Here is an 18,890-nt window from a genome sequence, read left to right on the forward strand (position 1 = left end):
ATACAGGTAGTGTGTGCCGCTTCGATGCGGGCATCGGTCTCACATTCTGTTATTCCCAGTTTCGGAGGCAGGTCTATGCAGTCATCAGGAGCCGATGGTAGGGGGAGCACCGGATCCGTCCGGCTTGGGTTCTTCTTCAAGCGCCGGGCGCTGATCGAATCAATAAGAAACGATCGGCCGCAAGCCTGGAACCCGTATCACCGACCAACTGATCTCTTCGAAACATGAGCTCTCCCATCGATACCGGCGGGCATCGCAGCGCACACGTCGATTGCCATACGGATTCGGCCGACAAGGCCGACGCGCAACATTCGCCGAACGGACGGCCTACGCCGCCAACAGATCTACGACTGCATGGCCTGCGGACCACCTCGTCAGTGTCAAATGCGTCGAAATCGGCCGATAGGATCTTCTCTCCCCGTCTCATGCTTCCACCGGGGCGCTCGGCAGGACGCCTCGCGCTGACAGCCGGGTCGGCAGCGCAGCAGTATTTCACGAGCGAACGCGCCGCTCTGTTTGCATCCTTGCTGGATGCGGCACGAAGCGCCCGTGCATTACGCAACGCGCCAACACCGGGTCAACACCCGCCACTGCCTATCATCGGCGCACGGGTCCTTTCCCTTCGGCCGTTCGTGCATCAAAGCGCGAGCACCTATTCGATCATCACGCGAGATCATCCGTCCTTCTTCGCTCACGCCACCCTCGATGACGAGGGCACGCTGCATGTGCAGGACGTCACGCGTTTCGCCGATGCAAACGGACGAGAGCATCGCGTCAAAGGTCTGAACAGCCTCGATTTCATTCGCGGAGCGCTCGAGCATTTCGGCGATAACGTACGTTCGATTCATTGGCAGTGGGACCGATCAGGCGACAACGTCGGACAGTTCAACGAACTGCTGCCGCAGCACCTATGGGGCCTCAGGCAAAGCATCGAAAATACGCGGACCGGTGCGTATCTGGAACAGGCTGGTTTCGCGCTGACCCACACTGAAGTGGCAACATCGCGGATCACGGATACGGGCCCTGTCTACGATGCGATAACGGTGCGCTGGAAAGTCGCTCAAGCAATCGATGACACGAAGCCGGACGATGAGGGCGTCGGCACATCGCTAATTTACTTCTCGGCCGAATGCGACCTAAGCAGCGCAAAAAGCCCCGAACAACGGGCATCGATGATCACTGAAGCCGCCGACCGGATCGAGCAGCAGTTCGCGGACAACGACGATGCGCCGATTGTTGTCGGGCGATGCCTCCCGGAAACGGCGCAGTATATTGCCGACGCTAGCAATGTGCCGGTGACGGTTGAGAGCACGCTGATCGATGGCCAACCCGCTGTCTATTTGCCGCGGATGTATTTCGGCGTGGCCGACGCCAGGGAACTCGAGGCGGTCGTCTGGATGTTCCGATATTGGACATTGCATCGTCGAATCCCGAACGACGAAATAGTGCTTTTGCGCCACTACGATCCCCATCTGCGCGAGCAGCTTCAATCGCTGGCGGACCGCACGGGCTTGCGCATCGCGTGGTCAGGAGAAGCGCCGTTCTGGGGCGACGACATCGTCGCGAGCCCGACGCGGGATGTCGACAGCGCGCCAACGACCTACGCCAATATGCCGCGCGACGGCACGGTGGTCATTTCACGTCCGCTGCTCGAGCCCGAGGTCGATCCGGCGTCGCCCCAAGTACTGGGAACAATCGACTCGATCCCCGTGGTCGAACGTTTCGATGCCTTGTTCAGCAGTTGGGACGCCCACCTGCGGGCACGCGGCGGCTCGCGACACGTCGATCACGCGCTGGCCTTCGATTCCTCCAATGTTCATTCGCCGTCGCTCGCGCAGGCCATCGCCGACCAATATGACATCAGGCTGGAGATCATGACGCTGTCCGGCGATACGCAAGAGCCGTCCGAAGCGCGTCCGGACCGATTCAGCGTCGCACTTACCTATCATCCGCGTCTGCGCTGCAGGGTTACCCATAAATCGGTGCGCGAATTCGCCGACTATCTACGCCGCACCGGTGCACTCCCGCCTTCGGGCATTGTCATTCATCCCGACTCGCTGCCCACCGAATGGCGCGATATCAAGAACGAAGCGTTGCAAGCCTTAGCGGATTTGCTCAAAGTACCCGTGGCGTTGGCGCGGTTTGACGATCGTCGCCGAGACGACAACGATGAACATCTCTCGGCTACCGTCGCTGAATCGACGGATGCCGCGCCCTTGCGGCTTTATCGCGACGAACGGCTGTTCCAGCCACAATCGATCAGCTTCGAGATCGGTGAGAAGAACGGCGACGCATCCTCCCCTGCCGCGCTCGCAGCTTCACCACGCGTCGTGTCGAACTTTCGTGATTCGGTTGCCCATAGCCAAACCACGTTCGACGCATCGGCACGTGCCCTTCCCTCGATTCTCGAGGACCTTGAAGCAAGACTCGCAGCCATCCGCGACGCAATCGCTCTGGCGCGGGAGGATCTCGCGCATGCGCGTGAAGCCGCCGATCGCGCGGAAAGCAGCGCAGTGCGCGCAACGGAAGAGAAAACAAAATGGCAAGGCCGCGCGATGCTGCAGGAATTGGATTCCTTGTTCCCCGCGGACATGTTCGGGACAATCAGCGGTGAGTTCAAAAAGCTCGCATTGCGATGGGTGAACCAGGACTTGCCCTCCGACGCCCGCTCCCCCGAGTTCGACGCGCTGATATCGGAAGTTGCGTCCGCAACGAAACTCCGGCAACACGCCGATGCGACAGCGCTTGGCGACGCCGAACGCGACGCGAACCTGGCGAGCGAGGCGGCGCGAAAAAAACTTGATTCCGCGCGAGTCCAACTGGCGGACCAGGAGCGGAGCGCCATTGCTTTGTATGAAGCGTGGGATGCGGCTCACGCCGCGGTCGAGGTCGTCGGGCGAGCCTTGTCGGCCCGTTCGGCGGCTGAGAGGCGCACCAGCAACGTCAATACTGCTGCCCTCGCGGATGAAATTGCCGGCCAGGCGAACGACGCGCTATTCGAACTCTATCAACGGCTCGAAGCGCTGGCGTCGGAATCGAACTCCGATGATCGGTCGGCCGGCTGAAGCGTAGTCACGAGTGGTTCGTCTGAGCGGCGGTTTTTCAAGTCGATGAGCGTTTCTCCCGCTTGCGGGAGAAACGCTCAAGACAAAGATGCCTCGCAACGCGATTACGCTTGCTCAGCGTCGTCGTTGGGTTTGGGCGCGACTGTAGAGTCCAAACCACTCTCGTATTTTTCCAGCGTGTGACCGGAATCAACCCCCCGCTTGTCTGCCTCTGTCACCTGACCGCCTGCAAGCTTGACGATGTCGGCGGCACTCAAACCCGCGGCCTCGACGAGCTCCGAGAGTCGATCGAGGACCGCCTGTATGGGTGCCTCCGGCAACGGTGGAATCTGAGCCGCAAGCTTCGGGAGCTTTTCCCTGCCCGCCTCCGTCACCCGACCGTTTGCGAGCTTGACGATGTCGGCGGCACTCAAACCCGCGGCCTTGAGCTCCGAAAATCGATCGAGGACCGCCTGCATGGGTGCCTCCGGCAAAGATGGAATCTGAGCCGCAAGCTTCGGGAGCGTTTCCCTGTCTGTTTCCGGCGACCGTGCAGGTGCAAATAGAGCCGGGGCTTTGCCCTGCGCGTCCGCCCCCGGGTCTTCCGGCTTCGAAGGCAACGCGCCGAGCGCTCCAGGCCTGACTTGCCGGGTGGGCTTTGCGGATGGGTCGGACGTGCTCTCCGCGCCTGATTGATGTCTTGGATCGACTGGGTCAGGCGATCCCGAAATGCGTGTCATAAGTGGGCTCCGCGAAAATGACTAAGCGGCCCAACATTCGCACGTCCACCATGCGGCGGACTCTTTGCGCGCGAAGCATGGTCGCGAAGTCCGAAAAAACACGGCCCAAGGGAGCGCTACGCGACACGGCGTCACGCATTCAAACATAAACCCGATGGATTTTCCTTCTCCTCAACATCTCCCACATTTTCGTGCGTAAGCCCCGGTAAGGAAGCCGCTTTAATTGTCCATGTTCAACTTGGATAGAAATGCCAACGCTTCTGGATTTTCCACGCCAGTCAGATCACTTGGCGGCGTGCCGCGGAGCACATCCCTTATCAGTCTTCGGACAATCTTGCCGTTTCTGGTTCTGGGCAGGTCATCCACGAAGAGCACAGCGGCCGGCCGGAACGGCTTGCCAAGCGCTGCCTCCACGTGCTTGATCACCGCGCGCGACAGTCCGTCCGAGGCCGGCGCCGACGTGCTGGCGCAGATAACAAGTTGCTCTCCCTTCACAGGATGCGGCACCGTTACCGCGGCAGCATCGCGTACGTAGGGCAGATCAAGCACGATGGCCTCGACCTCCGCAGGCCCAACGCGCTTGCCCGCGATCTTCAGCGTGTCGTCCGTCCTGCCAAGGATGAACCACTGGCCATCGCCGCGTTCGAGGAGTAAATCACCGTGGCTCCATCGCCCTGGCAATGCATTCCAATAGGTCTCCAGATAACGGTCATTGGCCAGCCAGAAACCCGCTGTCATGCCGACAAATGGTGCGTCAATCACCATTTCACCAGGTCTATCCATGACCTTTTCCCCTGCGCTGTCGGCCGCATACGCGGTGACACCGGGCGAGACGGCATTGAAGCCGCATGCAACGATCGGCAGGGCGAGTACATTGGCAACAAGCCCTCCCGATGCTTCAGTGCCGCCGCTATAGTTGATGACAGGGAGCCGCGATCGGCCGACGTTGCGGAAGTACCATTCGAAATGCTCGTGGTCAATGACTTCCCCGGCGACGATCAAAACGCTGAGGCCATCCAGCACTGCTTTATCGAAAACGCCGAGGCTCGCTGCCAGGGTGCGGATCAACGTGGGCGATGCGCCAAAGTGGCTGATGCGATGGCGGTCCATGAGTTCAGGAATTCGCGTTGCCGTGGGATGATCAGGCGCGCCGTCGTAACAAACTAGTGTGGCGCCTCGGCACAAGGCGCCCACGGTTGTGATCGGCCCCACGATCCATCCCATGTCGCTTGGCCAAAGCCACCGGTCACCTGCGCGAATCTCGAAATGGTAGGCGCAGTCATGCACAATCTTGAGAGGAAAGCCGCCGTGAACGTGAACGGTTCCTTTCGGCTCGCCTGTCGTGCCGGAGGTAAACATGATCATGAACGGATGATTGGCATCGAAGGCCGGCAGCGTGTCCAACGGCTCGGCGAAGAGCGCGGACCAATCGATGAAGCGCGAAGGCGCTGTTGTGGCATTTCCATGCACAGCAATTTTCAGATGAGGAAGCGATGCGCGCAGAGCGTCGAGTGTGGTAGTCAAGTCGACGTATTTTCCTCTGCGGCTGTAGCCGCCGCTGGCTAACAGCCAAGTTGCCCCGGCTAGCCGGAGCCGTGCGGCTGCGGCGTCAGCGCCGAAGCCAGTAAAAAGCGGCACAGCGATCGCACCGATCGCCGCGATGCCGAGAAAGGCGGTCGCCGAAGCGCTACCCATCGCCATCATCAAGCCGACGCGGTCACCGGCATGTATACCGCGGGCGCGCAGCCCGGCGGCAAGCCGACATACGTCGCGGGCAAGCGCGCGGTAGCTCACGCTCGTGACTTCGCCCACTTCGTTTTCAGCGATGACCGCCGCTTGGTCGGCGATAGCGCCCCGCGCGTTGGCCAACACATTGTCGACCCAATTGAGTTCGCCACCTGGGAACCAATATGGGAAGGCGGCCCCTGCGGACAAGTCGACGAGCCGCGTCGGCGTATTGCGCCAGCGAAAATCGAGATGACTGGCCACGGTAGACCAATACGAGTCTGGCGCCACGAGCGAGGCGTGCCGAAGCGCTTCAAAAGATGCCACTCCGACGCGTTGGCACAATTCGCCGATCAGCGTGCTGCGTATCCAATGCTCAGGAGGTTGCCATAGCGACTCATATGCAGGCATGGGCTTCTTCCCGACCGATCATTTCGCGCGCAATGACAAGCTGCTGGATCTGTGACGTGCCCTCGTAGATTCGGTAGAGGCGCGCATCGCGATAGAGACGCTCCACGGCGTACTCCCGCATGTAGCCCGCCCCGCCGTGAATCTGTACGGCCCGATCAACGATTCGTCCCAACGCCTCGCTGGCAAACAGCTTGCAACATGCGGCTTCCAGCACGACGTCGTCGCCCTCGTCACGCCGGCGGGCGGCGTCAAGCACCATCGCGTGAGCGGCATAAGCTTCTGTCTGCGAATCCGCAAGCATCGCTTGCACCAATTGAAACGCGGCGATCGGCTTTCCGAATTGTCTGCGCTGCGCTGCGTACGCAAGCGCGTCCCGGATAACCCGGATGGCAATTCCGGTGCACACCGCGGCGATATGCAGGCGCCCACGGTCCAGCGTTCGCATTGCCAGTTTGAAGCCCTGCCCTTCTTGGCCTAGCAATGCGTCGGCGGGCACTTTGCACTCCTCGAGCATGACATCGGCCGTATGCGTCCCTTGCTGTCCCATTTTTCGGTCGGCTGGACCGATACTCAGCCCGGGGCTCGATCTCTCGACAAGAAAGGCCGAAATGCCGGAGGACGTTCGAGCAAACACTGTAAATAGCCCTGCCAAAGGGGCGTTTGTAATAAACCGCTTCGTGCCATTGAGCACCCAATGATCGGACGACCATCGGGCAGTCGCACGCGGGCTCGCGGCATCGGAACCGGCGTCGGGTTCAGTCAGCGCAAACGACGCGATCAACGCGCCTGACGCCAGTCTTGGCAGGTAGCGTTCCTTCTGCGCTTCGGTGCCGCTCAGGATGATGCCGAGCGATCCGATGCCGTTGTTTGTGCCAACCAGCGAACGGAAAGCAGGAGAGGTCTGACCGAGTTCGATGGCGACCTTGACTTCTTCTTCCATCGTCAGTCCCAATCCACCATATGCCTCGGGAATGGTCATGCCAAAGAGGCCCATCTCCTGCATATCCCGCACGATTTCCTCCGGGATGCAGTCTGACGCGGCGACGTGATCCTCCGCGGGAACAAGCCGTTCTCGGACAAAGCGCTGAATCGTGTCCAATAGACCAGCCAGGATATCGGCGTCGCGAATCATGCCGTACCTCCCTGTCCTTGACGGCGGAATCGAGCGGGCCGTTTTTCCAGGAAGGCCTGAGTGCCTTCGCGCGATTCCTCCGTCCCGTAATAAAGCGAAAGCGCCTCGAATCCCAGTGCGCCGATGGCACGGATGTTCTCCGAGTCGGCATTGAACGAACGCTTTGCGATGGCCAGCGCTTTGGGGCTTAGTGCAAGAATCTCGTCGCACCAGCGCGCCACCTCTGCGTCCAGTTCCGCCTGCGGCACGACGGCATTGATCCACCCCATGTCCAACGCCTGGGCGGCGGAATAACGACGGCAAAGGAACCAGACCTCGCGGGCGCGTTTCTCTCCGACGACGCGCGCCATCAGTGCGGTCCCGAATCCCGGATCGACTGACCCGACCTTCGGCCCCACCTGCCCTAATACGGCGGATGCGCTCGCGATCGCAAGATCGCATACCGTCACGAGTACATTGCCGCCTCCGATGGCGTAGCCATTCACTCGTGCGATGACGGGCTTCGGCACGTCGCGAATCACGCTCTGAAGTTCGTCGACGGGCAGTCCGATCGTACCTCGGCCGCCGTAACCGCTATCGTCGTGATTAGCATGATCGCCCCCAACGCAGAAGGCCTTCGGCCCCGCCCCGGTCAGCACGATCACGCCGATGTCGCGATTCCAGCCGGCGCGCTGAAACGCATGCAGCATTTCCTCCACCGTATGGGCTCTGAAGGCGTTCAGGACCGCAGGGCGGTTGATCGTGATGGTCGCCACCCCGGCGTGCTCGTTGTACAGAATATCGTCGTAGTTCATCGTGCGTGCTCCATCGCGGTAAGCGCTGCGTCTAGCGCAGCGAAGCCTTGGTCGAGTTCGGACCGTGAGATCACGAGAGGGGGCGCCACGATAACGACGTTGTATCGTCCATAGGCATGGACGCCCCGGCTGAGCAGTTCGCTGTAGAAAGCTTTCATAGGTAGAGAGCCCGCCGGGTGATGCCACTGCACGAGCGGCTCGCGTGTTTCCCGGTCACGTACCAGCTCGATGCCGAACAGCGCGCCCATGCCGCGTACCTCCCCGATCTGCGGGTGGCGCGCTGCCAGTTCGTTCAGTCCATCGCTGAGCCAGGTCTCGATTTCCCTCGCCCGCTCGAAGAGCCCGTCTTCGATGAAGACCTTCAGCGCGGCCAGCCCTCCCGCCACGGCAAGCACGTGGCCTGAATGGGTGTGCCCGATGTCGAACAATTCGGCGTCGAAAAACTTGGCTACGCTTTCGCGGACCAGCACGCCACCTAGCGGCGTATAGGAGGAACTCGCGCCTTTCGCGAAAGAGATGAGATCAGGCAACGCACCGACGCGCTGGGCGCAGAAGGCTGCGCCGGTACGGCCGAAGCCCGTCATCACCTCGTCAAAGATCAGCAGAATGCCGTATCGGTCGCACAGGGCTCGCACCCCCTCGAGGTAACCATCCGGATAGACGACGACGCCGCTAGAGCCCGTCATGGGCTCAAGGAGAATGGCGGCAACGTTCTGCGCGCCTTCGTGTGACAAAATGCGCCCCAGATGCTCAAGCGCCCATCGAGTTTCATTCTTGGGATCGAGCGTGTGAAAGGGGCTGCGGTAGGGGTAAGGCGCAAAGAATTTCACCATGCCCGGTAACGCCGGAAAGGGATCGCGCCAACGATCGACACCGGTCATCGAGCTCGCACCGATGGTGCCTCCGTGGTACGAGCGGTAGGCCGTCAAGATTTTGGGGCGCCGGGTCACCAGCCTCGCGATCTTTACCGCGTCGTCGTTCGCCTCGGCGCCGCCGCATGCGAAATGCACGCGCATGCCTTCGGCCCACGGCGAGATACTGTTCAGCAGTTCCGCGTACTCGGCGCGCACGTCGTTGAAATAGCTCGACGCGACCCAACACATGCGCTCGGCCTGGTCCTGGATGGCCTTCACGATTTTCGTATGCCCGTGCCCCAACGGCATGGCCACGTAGCCGCTCGTCAGATCAAGGTAGCGCTTGCCATGATCGTCGAAGAAATAACAACCCTTGCCGTGTGTGACGACTGGTGGATTTAGCCCGCCCTGTACCGCCCAAGGCACAAGCACCTTACGAAATGCAGGGTCCAAGGCGAGATTCGCCTCTGCGTGGATGCTCAGATCCATGTTGACTCCAATCTTTGATTGACTCAGTATTTCTGGGTCTGGAATTGACACATCGAAGGTTAGTCGTCGTCGATTGGCGGTACAAACCAAATGTTTTTGCTCTGAGCCTCAAAATAATTAAGCCATGTCACTCCAACTTCCTCCTATGCTGGCTATTCGAGCTTTCGAGGCAGCAGCAAGGCATGCAAGCTTCGCAAAAGCGGCAGCGGAACTATGTGTTTCTGCGGGCGCCGTTAGTCATCAGGTCCGCCAGCTTGAAGATTGGTGCGGCGCGCCGCTCTTTGTCCGAGGCGCGAGGTCCGTGGAACTGACGGAAGCCGGGAGCCGCTATTTTCTGGAGGTTCGGGCCATGCTCGAACGATTGGAACGGACCTCGCTTGAATTGCGGGAATCCGTCAACTCGGCGGAGGTGACCGTCAGCGCCATGCCGTCCTTTGTCACCCGCTGGCTCATGCCGCGACTTGGTGGATTCCGACAGCGCCATCCAGACATCGAAGTGCGTCTACTGGCTTCGGTGCCGCCCGTGGATTTCATACGCGACCGTGTGGATGTCGCGATTCGCCTGGGGGCCGGTCCTTACCCGGGCTTGCTGGCGGAGCCATTGCTCACGGAGACCTTCTGCGCAGTCGCTCAGCCCGCGTTGTGCCGTCGGTGGCGAACGATGGCTGACGTATTGACGGCAATTCTTTTGCACGACGAATTCGAGCCGCGCATCCCTGAGCAGATCGATTGGCCTCGTTGGGTTGCCGCCCAGGGGCAAGCAGCGAAACAATCGAGACTTCGCCAGGGCCTGCGCTTCTCCCACACCTACCTCACGCTCGACGCCGCCGCAACAGGACAAGGCGTCGCCATTGCTTCGGACGTGCTCGCTGCCGATGCGGTCCGCACCCGCTCGCTAGCGATAGCGCCGGGAACGCCCATCGCGGGACCATACCAGTACCATCTGCTGACGCATCGCACTGCTATAGCCCGCCCCCAAGTCGGCGCGTTTTGCGACTGGCTGCGTGTCGAGGCGCAGATTCATTCGGAAAACGGATGGCGCTTACCGGCTTGAGCCGGCGCTCCAAGAGTTCGTTTCGCTTCCATGCTTCGATAATCTTCGAAGCATCAAATTGACAGAAGGACGAAGAGCACGTGGAGCGTTCACGTCTCGCAGCGCAATGCCCTGTGCTCCGAAACCCTGACGCAAACGATTGGCGTGCACCACGAAACCTACAGAACCACGCGCAGCAGCCGATACAACACTTTAGCGGTGGAGTTTTCGATCCGATTCGTCGGTTGTGGTCAGCGCAAGCGCACCGCCGACCTGTGAAGGATGAGCCTTTACGTCGGCAGACCAACTCATTTAGGACGGCGCATATGTTCAAAAACGTCAAGATCGGTACGCGGCTGAGCGTCGCCTTTGCGTTCGCCACGCTGCTCACGACGCTTCTCGGTGCCACCGCGTTTTACAAGGTATCCGCCATCGCAGGTGAATGGATCACGTTCGAATCGCGGACAATGGCAAAGCTCAAGCTAGCAAATCACGCAAAAGATGCGCTCGGTGAAGGGATACACAATTACAAGGACTACGTCTTGCGGGGGGGCGCGTACAGCGCAAAGTTCGCCGATAACATGCTCGACATAGACGAGTCGATCAAGTCGTTCCGCTCGCTTGGAAACATCACGTCGGATGAAGACGAGCAGTTGAAAGCAGCCGCAACTGGCGTAGAGAATTATCGCCGGTCGATGGTGAAACTATCCGATTTGGTCAATAGCGGCGCTCCGATCGAACAAAGAGATAAAGCGGTGGCCGGTGCCGATAAACCGATCGGCGTTGCACTAAAGGCGCTGATCAACATGCAATCCGCACGCACCGTCGAGCGCAGTGCCGCCATCAGTAGCTTGGCCGAGACAGCAGAATGGTCCGTGGTGATCGTTACGACGATCGCGCTATTCGCGGCGGCAATTTCCGCTGTCGTCATCACGCGCAGCATTACGCAACCGATCGGCGAGGCGGTCAGAGTTGCCGAAGCCGTTGCCGCCGGAGACCTCACCTTTCATGCGCGTGTGTACAGTGTCGATGAGGTAGGACGTCTGCTTGGCGCACTTGCTGCCATGAATGAAAAGGTAAGCGGCGTCGTACGCCACATCCGCAGTGCATCTGACTCGATACTCACTGCGTCAACGCAAATATCGACCGGAAACACCGATCTTTCGCAGCGTACTGAAGAGCAGGCCGCATCGCTTCAACAGACAGTATCCAGCATGGAGCAGTTGACTGCCACGGTAAAGCAGAACTCCGCCAATTCCGATGCAGCCAAGGCGCTTGCGTCAAACGCGTCGAATAGGGCAACCAACAGTAATCGCGACGTCAAACTGGTCTCGGAGACGATTTCAAAGCTCTCAGGTGAATCGCAAAAGATGACAAACATCATCTCGGCTATCGAGAGCATTGCTTTTCAAACCAATATCCTGGCCTTGAACGCAGCTGTCGAAGCGGCGCGCGCCGGTGAACAGGGTCGCGGTTTCGCTGTGGTCGCATCCGAAGTAAGAATGCTCGCGCAACGCAGCGCCACGGCAGCAAAAGAGATCAAGGAGCTGATCGTGGCGACTAGCACCTCGGTGACGACCGGTGCCGAACAGGCCATTCAAGCAAGCGGCGCAATGGCGCAAGTAACGGATTCGATCGATAACGTCGCTACGTTGATGAGCGAAATTGCATCGGCTTCCGCGGAGCAGGCTGCCGGCATCGAGCAAGTCAACCGGGCGGTCTCGCAGATGGACGAGGTAACGCAACAGAATGCCGCGCTAGTAGAACAGGCAACAGCCGCCGCCGGTTCATTAGTAGAGCAGGCACAAGCGCTAAAGATGCACGTCGCGTTTTTTAAAACGAGCGCCGAACTCCCGGCTTAGCCCAGCGAACGGTCGTTGGCCTCAGCGCATATTCCCCGTATGCCCAAGCGAATAGCGCCCGGGCTGCGGCCAGACCGTCAGCCCATGCGGCTCCATCCCGACAGGAATCGATTTCACCGAACCCGTCGCGGTATCGATTGCGTAGACGACGTCGTCGAATCGGCCCGATAGCCACAAGGTCTTGCCGTCCGCACTGACGTTGCCCATATCGGGGCTGCCGCCGCCAGGAATCGGCCAGGTCGCGAGCACTTTGCGTGTCGCGAAATCGATCACCGTTACGCTGCCTTTCCCGTGACGCGGGCCATGAATCAGATTGGTGCCGCGATTTGCGACATATAGCTTCGTGCCATCGCGGCTCGGATACAGTCCATGCGTGCCCACGCCCGTCTTGATGAAGCCGATCTTCGTGAAGCTGTCGCCGTCGACGAGGAACACGCCGTCGGCCATCATGTCAGCAACATAGAATACCTTCCCGTCCGGTGAAATCCGTATGTCCTGCGGCATGCCCTTCTTTTCGAGTTGCAGATCACCCACCACCTTGCGGTGAACGAGGTCTATCTTCGCAAGCTTGCCGCCGAACTCGCATGTGAAAAGCGCATAGGTGCCGTCGATCGAAAAATCAGCATGGTTGATGCCCCTGCATTGCGGTACTTCGAGGCTCGACTTCATCGCCATCGTGTGCGAATCGCGAAAGTCCAGCCGCGCATGTGCTTCGGCCACGACAATCGCTTCCTTGCCATCGGGCGTGAAGTACATGTTATAGGGGTCGTCGACCACGACTTCGCGGCCGGGCTTGCCCGTTTTCGGATCGATCGGGGTCAGGCTGCCGTCAACCCGGCCTTCGGCGTTATTGGCAACCCACAGCGTTTGCAAATCCCATGAAGGCACGACGTGCTGCGGACTGGCGCCTACATGAAACCTGTCGATGACCTTGTATGTTGCCGGGTCGATCACATACACGTCATTCGAGCGCAAGTTCGGCACGTAAATGCGTGGCAATGCGCGAGCCACCGCGGGGCTCATATGCCCTGCTCGCGCTTCACCGTACAAATTCGCTCGGTTCACAACGGGCGGCATGCCGGGTACGGTGACAACGGCGGATGCGGCATCGGCATTGCATATGGCGCAGTAACCGGCCAGCATGGCTAGCCATGCCATCGCGAAGCGCGAGAAACGATGAGCAAACAACGGCATGACAAAACCCCTCTCGGTATATGCACAGGACAGCGGCACCGAAGATCTCAGTGACCACCCGCTTCCTTTCTGATCGCATCGATTGTGCGCGAGACGATCGCATCGATTCCCAGCCGGCCAAGTTCGGCACTTGAGCGCCGCGGGTCACCACCGTAAACACCATCCGCCGGCCCGGGTTTCGAAGCACTGCGCAGCCGGTCGACGCGCACCATCTGCGGCGCGACAGAGAGCAACAGCGATGTATCGGCGAGCCCCGCATGCGTACCAATCTCGCTATCCGGCACACCGTGCTGACGCAGAATCTGCGCGTAGCCATCAGAACTCGTGCCGTAGTACTCGGGCGGGACGAACGCGCGCGCATCGGAGCCGGCCCAAGCTTTGTTGAGTTGCGCAACTGCATGCCGGATGTCGCTCTGATAGCCGCCATGATCGCCGAGAAAGACGATATTCGTGAAGCCGTGAATCTTCAGGCTGTTCGCCGCGGATTCGAGTGTCTTTTCGAACACATCATCGGGAACGGTGATGGTGCCGGCAAAGCGCATATGTGAACTCGGCGGTGCATAGCTCCCCTCCGGCACATAGGCAATGACCGGTGCCACAACCGCATTGCCGAGACCTTCGGCGATGCGCGCGGACAGTGCCTTGACGCGCACGTTGTGCTTGCCGAGTGCGACGTAAGGCCCGCTTTGCTCCGTTGCGCCGATCGGAATGATGACGGTAGTCTTGCCGGCGCGAATGGCGTCGCGTAACTCGGTCCAGGTCAGATCTTCGATCTGTACCGTTTTCGGTGCTTGCGCGATTGCGGCATGAACTGCCGCAAGCAAAGCGATGGTGGCGAAAGATAGCCGCGCAGTGAAGCGCATGGTGACTCCTCGATGGCTAATTGCTTGGAACGATGCAAGTCGTTTGTGGGCGTGCTCGATCGTACTCCACCGGCGACCGACGGCCGTTTGATTTCGCACTGCCGCTTATTGCTTCGCCTCTCGGCAGTTGCAAAACACTTCTATCCAACCTCAATTGCGTATTTGGTCTTTTTGCTTCGCAAGCGGTCGCGACAAATTTGTCGACGGGTCCAAGATTCCAGCCACTTTCTCGTTATCAACGGATAGGAGCCCGAGATCATGAACGGTGTAGGAATAACAGGCCCGAGTGGCGAGAATCACGATTGGACGAATGTAGTCGCAGGAGGCACGCCTGCTACAAGCGGGCGCGAACCAGGCTCACAGCCCTCCGCGCCTTCGTCGCAACCCGCGATCGCTCCGCCGGGGATGGGGGCGAGAACGGGCGGACGCAACGCTTCTTTCAAGGCAGTGGCACCGAGCGAGACAAATGCACCTGAAGCACCGCTTGATAAGCTCAAGCGCGAGCTAGTGGACGATCATAGCTTCGCTCCCTATCAATTGGAAGAGATCTGCGACGCGCTAGGCGACGAGGCGTTCCAATGCCTCACGATGCTTCAGAACCTCGTCCCCAAATTTACCGACTTCCACTGGCAACGTGCGAGCGCATGGCAATTACGCGTTGAACTCTTCGCCGCAGCAAAAAGCGAGGGGACGGCCGGGCTGCGGAAGCTTTCGAATCGGCTGGAACTCGAAGGCACTTTCGGCTATGACAAAGCGCCGTTAGACAAGGTGGTGCAACTTGGCGGACACGAAGCACTCGAAGCGCTGCGCAATATTCACCGCGTTCCGTACGACTTCGATCGTCGACAACTGTTGAATATCGTGGCCACGCACGGCGGCGTCGACGCGTTAAGAATACTGACGCAGCATGCGGAGATCTTGTATCAGCACGCACCGCGCGAGCAGTTGTATCAGCTTGCAACCGGCCCAAATGCAGCTGAGGCAATTCATACCCTCGCCGGCGAGCTTCACGACGCGGCCAGCCTTGCAGAACAGCCGCGCAGGAGGCACAAGGAGCCTCTCAAGGCAGTGGCACCGAGCGAAACGGATGCGGCCAAATCACCTCTTGATGAGATCAAGCGCGAGCTCGTGGACTATCACGGCTTCGCTCGCAGTCAATTGGAAGACATCCGCGAGGCGCAAGGCGACAAGGAACTCGAATGCCTCACGATGCTGCGGAACCTTTTCCCCAAATATGCTGACTTCCATGAGCAACGCACGGACGCCTCGCAATCACGCGTTGAACTCATCGATGTTGCAAAGAACGAGGGGACGGCTGGGCTGCAGCTACGTTGGGATGAAATAACTAACGCTGACAATCGATGGCAGCTCGCAGATGCTTTCCGCTATGACAAAGCACAGTTAGACAGGGTTGTTCAACTTGGCGGACACGATGCACTGGGAGCGCTTCGCAATATTCATCGGGCACCGTACAACTTCAGTCGTCAACAACTGCTGGATATCGTCACCAAGCAGGGAGGCGTCGACGCATTAAAAACGCTGACGCAGCACGCGGAGGTCTTGGAGAAGCACGCGCCGCGCGAGCAGTTGTATCAGCTTGCAACTGGGCCAAATGCAGCCGACGTCATTCATACCCTTGCCGGCGTGCTTCACGACGCGGCCGACCTTGAAGAACAGCGGCGCAACGTCGCGAATACCGATTCCGCAGATGAATCCGTTGCGATACACCATTTTCTCGACGGGACACAAGTGTCCGACATAATGATCGACGGTTCGCAAGAAGCGCTAAACATCATCATTGAGAATGCGCCGATCTTGCGCCAGCTTACCCTGTCCGAGAAGATTACGAGGATCGCCGTTAAGCCAGACGGAACGTACCAACTGAATGCGATCATCTTCGCGCTTACGCACCGCCCAGGCGTTCATATCCGGCCAGACGCAGCCACCGAGTAGCGCCAAGTTAAATATCGCGAACGCCCGCGTGCTGTTATCGCGGGTTCGTCGCAGTATCGGCGGCGGCGTCCTGCTTCGCGCTCGCGCTTATTGCTTCACTCAGCAGCGGTTATAAAAAATTTCGTATTTGACATTTCCGCTTCGCAAGCGGACGTGACAAATTTGTCGACGGGTCCAAGATTCGAGCCACTTTCTTTTTACCAATGAATAGGAGCTCGAGACCATGACCGGTGTAGGAAGAGCAGGCGCGAGTGACAACCATCGCGATGAGAACAGGACAACCGAAGCACGCACGCCTGCCTCGCCCCCGAGTGAATTAATTGAACCGCCCTCCCCGCCCCCGCTGCAGCCCGCAATCAACCCACCAGGGGCGGGGGCACGGGACGGCGCTCGCGACGCCGCGTCCTTTAAGACGGCCGCGGCGAACACCGCGGACACAGATGAAATCAGAACCGCTCTCGCCGAGATCAAAGGCAAACTGGTACGAGACCACAGCTTCGCCCCCTATCAATTGGAAGACGTCTGCAACGCGCAGGGGAATGCTGCGCTCCAATGTCTGCAGACACTGTATGACGTGTACGAGTCACTTACCAACAAGGGGCGGAACCGTTTCCACCTCATCGAAGTCGCAAAGCGCAACGGAGCCGCCGGGCTGCAGCAACTCGAGGCCCGTCTGCGCGCAGCGCAGAATCGGCGCGAACTCGGAAACCCAATCGGTTACGAGCCAGAGCAGTTAGACCAAGTGTTTGACGCCGGCGGCGACGACGCACTGGAAGCGCTACGCAACATTCACAGCGGACCGCATTTCTTCACTCATGAGCAACTAGTGGATATCGCGAGTACGAAAGACGGCGCCAATGCGTTAAAAGTGCTTTTGCACCACGAGGCTGTTCTGTATCAGCACGCGTCGCCTCAACAATTGTATGTGCTCGCCACAGGGCCGAACGCAGCCGACGTACTCGATATACTCGCCGGAGTGCTTGTTGACACGTCCGAATTCACAGATAAGCAACTCAGCACCACCGGTGTAAATGCTAGTGATGCCCCAACTGCTACGGATAACCTCGTCGGCAAGATACAATTGTTAGATATGCTGATGCGCGTCTTGCGGGAATCAAGACAAAGCGTTGGCGCCAATTGGTCGATCTCGTGGCGGCTTGCGGACCACGGCCAAGCGCATGCACAACTCATCGAAGTGGTAAAGTGCGAAGGGCTCACAGGACTGCAGCAGCTCGTCGTAGAGGTGAACTTGGCTATGGACCGGCGTGAGCTCAAGGAATTATTCGAATACAACGACGAGCAGTTATACATGGTTTCCAACAGCGGCGGAGACAACGCACTGCGAGCGCTACGCGACATTCAGAACGCACCGTATCGTTTCAGTCACGAAGAGCTGGTTACTATCGCGTGTGCCGAAGGTGGCACCAGTGCGCTAAAAATGCTGCTACGGCATAGCGACATTCTGCATCAGCAGGTGTCGCACGAGCAGTTATATGACCTCGCAACGGATCCCAATGGAGCCGACGTGCTTCGTACTCTCGCAGGCGTACTGCACGATGCAGTTCAGCTCCAACAAGATCCGCGCAGCATCGCAACGTTTGGCGATAACCTCGGAGTTATAACCGGCTTCTTCAATGGGCATCAGATGTCGAATATCTTTCAGCACGGCCCGCAGGAAGCAATGGACATCATCGTCGCCAACGCGCAAGTTTTTCGACGGTTTACCTACGCCGCCGATATTGAGGCAATCGCCGTTAAGCCGGACGCAAAGCGTCAACTGGATGCCATCGTCGTTGCGCTCACCCACCCCCCCGGCATTAACGTCGACCCAGACACGGGCACCGCAAAAGTTTAAGCGTTGCGAAAACCCGCGGTACCCTATCGCGTGACGCCAGCCGGCCCGACACCCACCGTACGCAACGCACCGTCCGTCACGTACGGTATCAGCCCTGCGTCGCTGATTTTGCGGGCCAACTCGCCGCAGTACGCGGTGTTTTCGGGCGAGCAGTAGTCGATGGAGATGACGGGTAAGGCATAACGCTCGCGGATGACGTTTGCCTGCCCAAGCAACCACGTGCGATCGGCAACCGACACCTCGCCATATCGACCGTTGCGCTGATCCCAGCTACCGTAAAGCGATTCGAAAGCCACTGCTGAAACCATATTGTGAACGCGCGGCAGCACTTCGAATCCTCGGTTCAGAATCAGTCGCGCACCGGGATAGCGCGCCTTGATGGCACGAATCACAGCAACGATGCCGGCCTGCTGCCGCGCACGCTCCGGATCGGTCTTTGCAACTATCTGGTACGAATCAAGCGTGTCGAGAAAGAACCCGCGATATCCGCGCTGCCAAAGCGGTGCAATCACATGCTTGACGAAAAACGCAGGCCACCTGCTCGCCGATTGATCAACGATGGTGGCATCCCAATCGGCATTGCGGCCCGTTAGCCACCGCTTGGGTATCGCTTGATAGTAAGCGCGGTCTGGCGTTACCTCACCCACGCTCACATAGGCGAACCACTGCGGCCCGTGTGACCGGTATCGGTTCGGGTCGAACGCCGCGTCAGGCTCGACGACGACCACATCAAAACCCGCGAATCGCTCGACAGGCACCGTTTCGCCGTAGAAAAACGCAACCGAATTCAGCGGTATTGCGTCGCTGCCCCGTTGCTCCGCACGAGCATCCCGCGCTGAGGGCAGCATCATCGCTGCGCCAAACGAGGCGAACGATACAAACGCCGCGAGCCAACGCTTGCTTCGCTGCGTGATTTTCGACGTGGTCATGCGCGCAAAGAA

The 18,890-nt window shown here is 59.4% G+C and carries 13 protein-coding genes; 5 read left to right on the top strand and 8 right to left on the bottom strand.

The features are described 5' to 3' along the window. Window positions 1-224 precede the first annotated feature (224 nt). Complete coding sequence (locus ACSQ20_RS20285; RefSeq protein WP_436023603.1) at window positions 225-3,065, top strand: hypothetical protein; 2,841 nt, start codon at window positions 225-227, stop codon at window positions 3,063-3,065. Between the two features lie 104 nt (window positions 3,066-3,169). Here ACSQ20_RS20285 and ACSQ20_RS20290 read toward each other — a convergent pair whose 3' ends face one another. From ACSQ20_RS20290 to ACSQ20_RS20310, 5 genes are all read right to left on the bottom strand, one after another. Continuing rightward, window positions 3,170-3,523 (bottom strand): hypothetical protein, encoded by a 354-nt coding sequence (locus ACSQ20_RS20290; protein ID WP_436023605.1) that lies wholly within the window; start codon window positions 3,521-3,523, stop codon window positions 3,170-3,172. A gap of 480 nt (window positions 3,524-4,003) precedes the next feature. Further along, on the bottom strand, window positions 4,004-5,920 hold the full coding sequence (locus tag ACSQ20_RS20295; protein WP_436023607.1) for an AMP-binding protein: 1,917 nt from the start codon (window positions 5,918-5,920) through the stop codon (window positions 4,004-4,006). Next, the gene (locus tag ACSQ20_RS20300) at window positions 5,907-7,052 is read right to left on the bottom strand and encodes an acyl-CoA dehydrogenase family protein (protein WP_436023609.1); all 1,146 of its coding nucleotides are present in this window, start codon (window positions 7,050-7,052) and stop codon (window positions 5,907-5,909) included. Before ACSQ20_RS20300 ends, ACSQ20_RS20295 begins: the two co-directional genes overlap by 14 nt. Then, window positions 7,049-7,846 (bottom strand): enoyl-CoA hydratase-related protein, encoded by a 798-nt coding sequence (locus ACSQ20_RS20305; protein ID WP_436023611.1) that lies wholly within the window; start codon window positions 7,844-7,846, stop codon window positions 7,049-7,051. The genes ACSQ20_RS20300 and ACSQ20_RS20305 overlap by 4 nt, the downstream gene beginning before the upstream one ends. Then, complete coding sequence (locus tag ACSQ20_RS20310; protein ID WP_436023613.1) at window positions 7,843-9,240, bottom strand: aminotransferase class III-fold pyridoxal phosphate-dependent enzyme; 1,398 nt, start codon at window positions 9,238-9,240, stop codon at window positions 7,843-7,845. The genes ACSQ20_RS20305 and ACSQ20_RS20310 overlap by 4 nt, the downstream gene beginning before the upstream one ends. Window positions 9,241-9,313: 73 nt before the next feature. Between ACSQ20_RS20310 and gcvA the strand changes: the two genes are divergently transcribed. Both gcvA and ACSQ20_RS20320 read left to right on the top strand, forming a co-directional pair. Continuing rightward, window positions 9,314-10,243: a transcriptional regulator GcvA gene (gene gcvA / locus ACSQ20_RS20315; protein ID WP_436023615.1), complete on the top strand. Its 930-nt coding sequence runs from the start codon at window positions 9,314-9,316 to the stop codon at window positions 10,241-10,243. 446 nt (window positions 10,244-10,689) lie between these two features. Then, window positions 10,690-12,084 carry a methyl-accepting chemotaxis protein gene (locus ACSQ20_RS20320; RefSeq protein WP_436023617.1) on the top strand — a complete coding sequence of 465 codons (1,395 nt, stop codon included), beginning with the start codon at window positions 10,690-10,692 and terminating at the stop codon, window positions 12,082-12,084. 21 nt (window positions 12,085-12,105) lie between these two features. Here the strand turns inward: ACSQ20_RS20320 and ACSQ20_RS20325 are convergent, their stop codons facing one another. Next, window positions 12,106-13,242, bottom strand: coding sequence for a hypothetical protein (locus ACSQ20_RS20325; protein WP_436025765.1), 1,137 nt, complete (start codon window positions 13,240-13,242; stop codon window positions 12,106-12,108). Window positions 13,243-13,325: 83 nt separating this feature from the next. Beyond that, on the bottom strand, window positions 13,326-14,141 hold the full coding sequence (locus ACSQ20_RS20330) for a creatininase family protein (protein WP_436023619.1): 816 nt from the start codon (window positions 14,139-14,141) through the stop codon (window positions 13,326-13,328). Window positions 14,142-14,588: 447 nt separating this feature from the next. Between ACSQ20_RS20330 and ACSQ20_RS20335 the strand changes: the two genes are divergently transcribed. Together ACSQ20_RS20335 and ACSQ20_RS20340 are read left to right on the top strand one after the other, a co-directional pair. After that, on the top strand, window positions 14,589-16,094 hold the full coding sequence (locus ACSQ20_RS20335; RefSeq protein ID WP_436023621.1) for a hypothetical protein: 1,506 nt from the start codon (window positions 14,589-14,591) through the stop codon (window positions 16,092-16,094). A 223-nt stretch (window positions 16,095-16,317) separates the two neighbouring features. Beyond that, complete coding sequence (locus tag ACSQ20_RS20340) at window positions 16,318-17,949, top strand: hypothetical protein (RefSeq protein WP_436023623.1); 1,632 nt, start codon at window positions 16,318-16,320, stop codon at window positions 17,947-17,949. A 23-nt stretch (window positions 17,950-17,972) separates the two neighbouring features. On the opposite strand, the gene ACSQ20_RS20345 is transcribed toward ACSQ20_RS20340, so the two are convergent. Next, the gene (locus ACSQ20_RS20345) at window positions 17,973-18,878 is read right to left on the bottom strand and encodes an endo alpha-1,4 polygalactosaminidase (RefSeq protein WP_436023625.1); all 906 of its coding nucleotides are present in this window, start codon (window positions 18,876-18,878) and stop codon (window positions 17,973-17,975) included. Between the last annotated feature and the right edge of the window lie 12 nt (window positions 18,879-18,890).

The organism is Trinickia sp. LjRoot230 (genome assembly GCF_964253315.1).
GTDB lineage: Bacteria > Pseudomonadota > Gammaproteobacteria > Burkholderiales > Burkholderiaceae > Trinickia.

Bases quoted from the DNA above. Each gene is read 5' to 3' on its own strand.
- ACSQ20_RS20285 (WP_436023603.1), top strand. From the start codon at position 225: ATGAGCTCTCCCATCGATACCGGCGGGCATCGCAGCGCACACGTCGAT.
- ACSQ20_RS20290 (WP_436023605.1), bottom strand. From the start codon at position 3,523: ATGCAGGCGGTCCTCGATCGATTTTCGGAGCTCAAGGCCGCGGGTTTG.
- ACSQ20_RS20295 (WP_436023607.1), bottom strand. From the start codon at position 5,920: ATGCCTGCATATGAGTCGCTATGGCAACCTCCTGAGCATTGGATACGC.
- ACSQ20_RS20300 (WP_436023609.1), bottom strand. From the start codon at position 7,052: ATGATTCGCGACGCCGATATCCTGGCTGGTCTATTGGACACGATTCAG.
- ACSQ20_RS20305 (WP_436023611.1), bottom strand. From the start codon at position 7,846: ATGAACTACGACGATATTCTGTACAACGAGCACGCCGGGGTGGCGACC.
- gcvA (WP_436023615.1), top strand. From the start codon at position 9,314: ATGTCACTCCAACTTCCTCCTATGCTGGCTATTCGAGCTTTCGAGGCA.
- ACSQ20_RS20320 (WP_436023617.1), top strand. From the start codon at position 10,690: ATGGCAAAGCTCAAGCTAGCAAATCACGCAAAAGATGCGCTCGGTGAA.
- ACSQ20_RS20325 (WP_436025765.1), bottom strand. From the start codon at position 13,242: ATGGCATGGCTAGCCATGCTGGCCGGTTACTGCGCCATATGCAATGCC.
- ACSQ20_RS20330 (WP_436023619.1), bottom strand. From the start codon at position 14,141: ATGCGCTTCACTGCGCGGCTATCTTTCGCCACCATCGCTTTGCTTGCG.
- ACSQ20_RS20340 (WP_436023623.1), top strand. From the start codon at position 16,318: ATGACCGGTGTAGGAAGAGCAGGCGCGAGTGACAACCATCGCGATGAG.
- ACSQ20_RS20345 (WP_436023625.1), bottom strand. From the start codon at position 18,878: ATGACCACGTCGAAAATCACGCAGCGAAGCAAGCGTTGGCTCGCGGCG.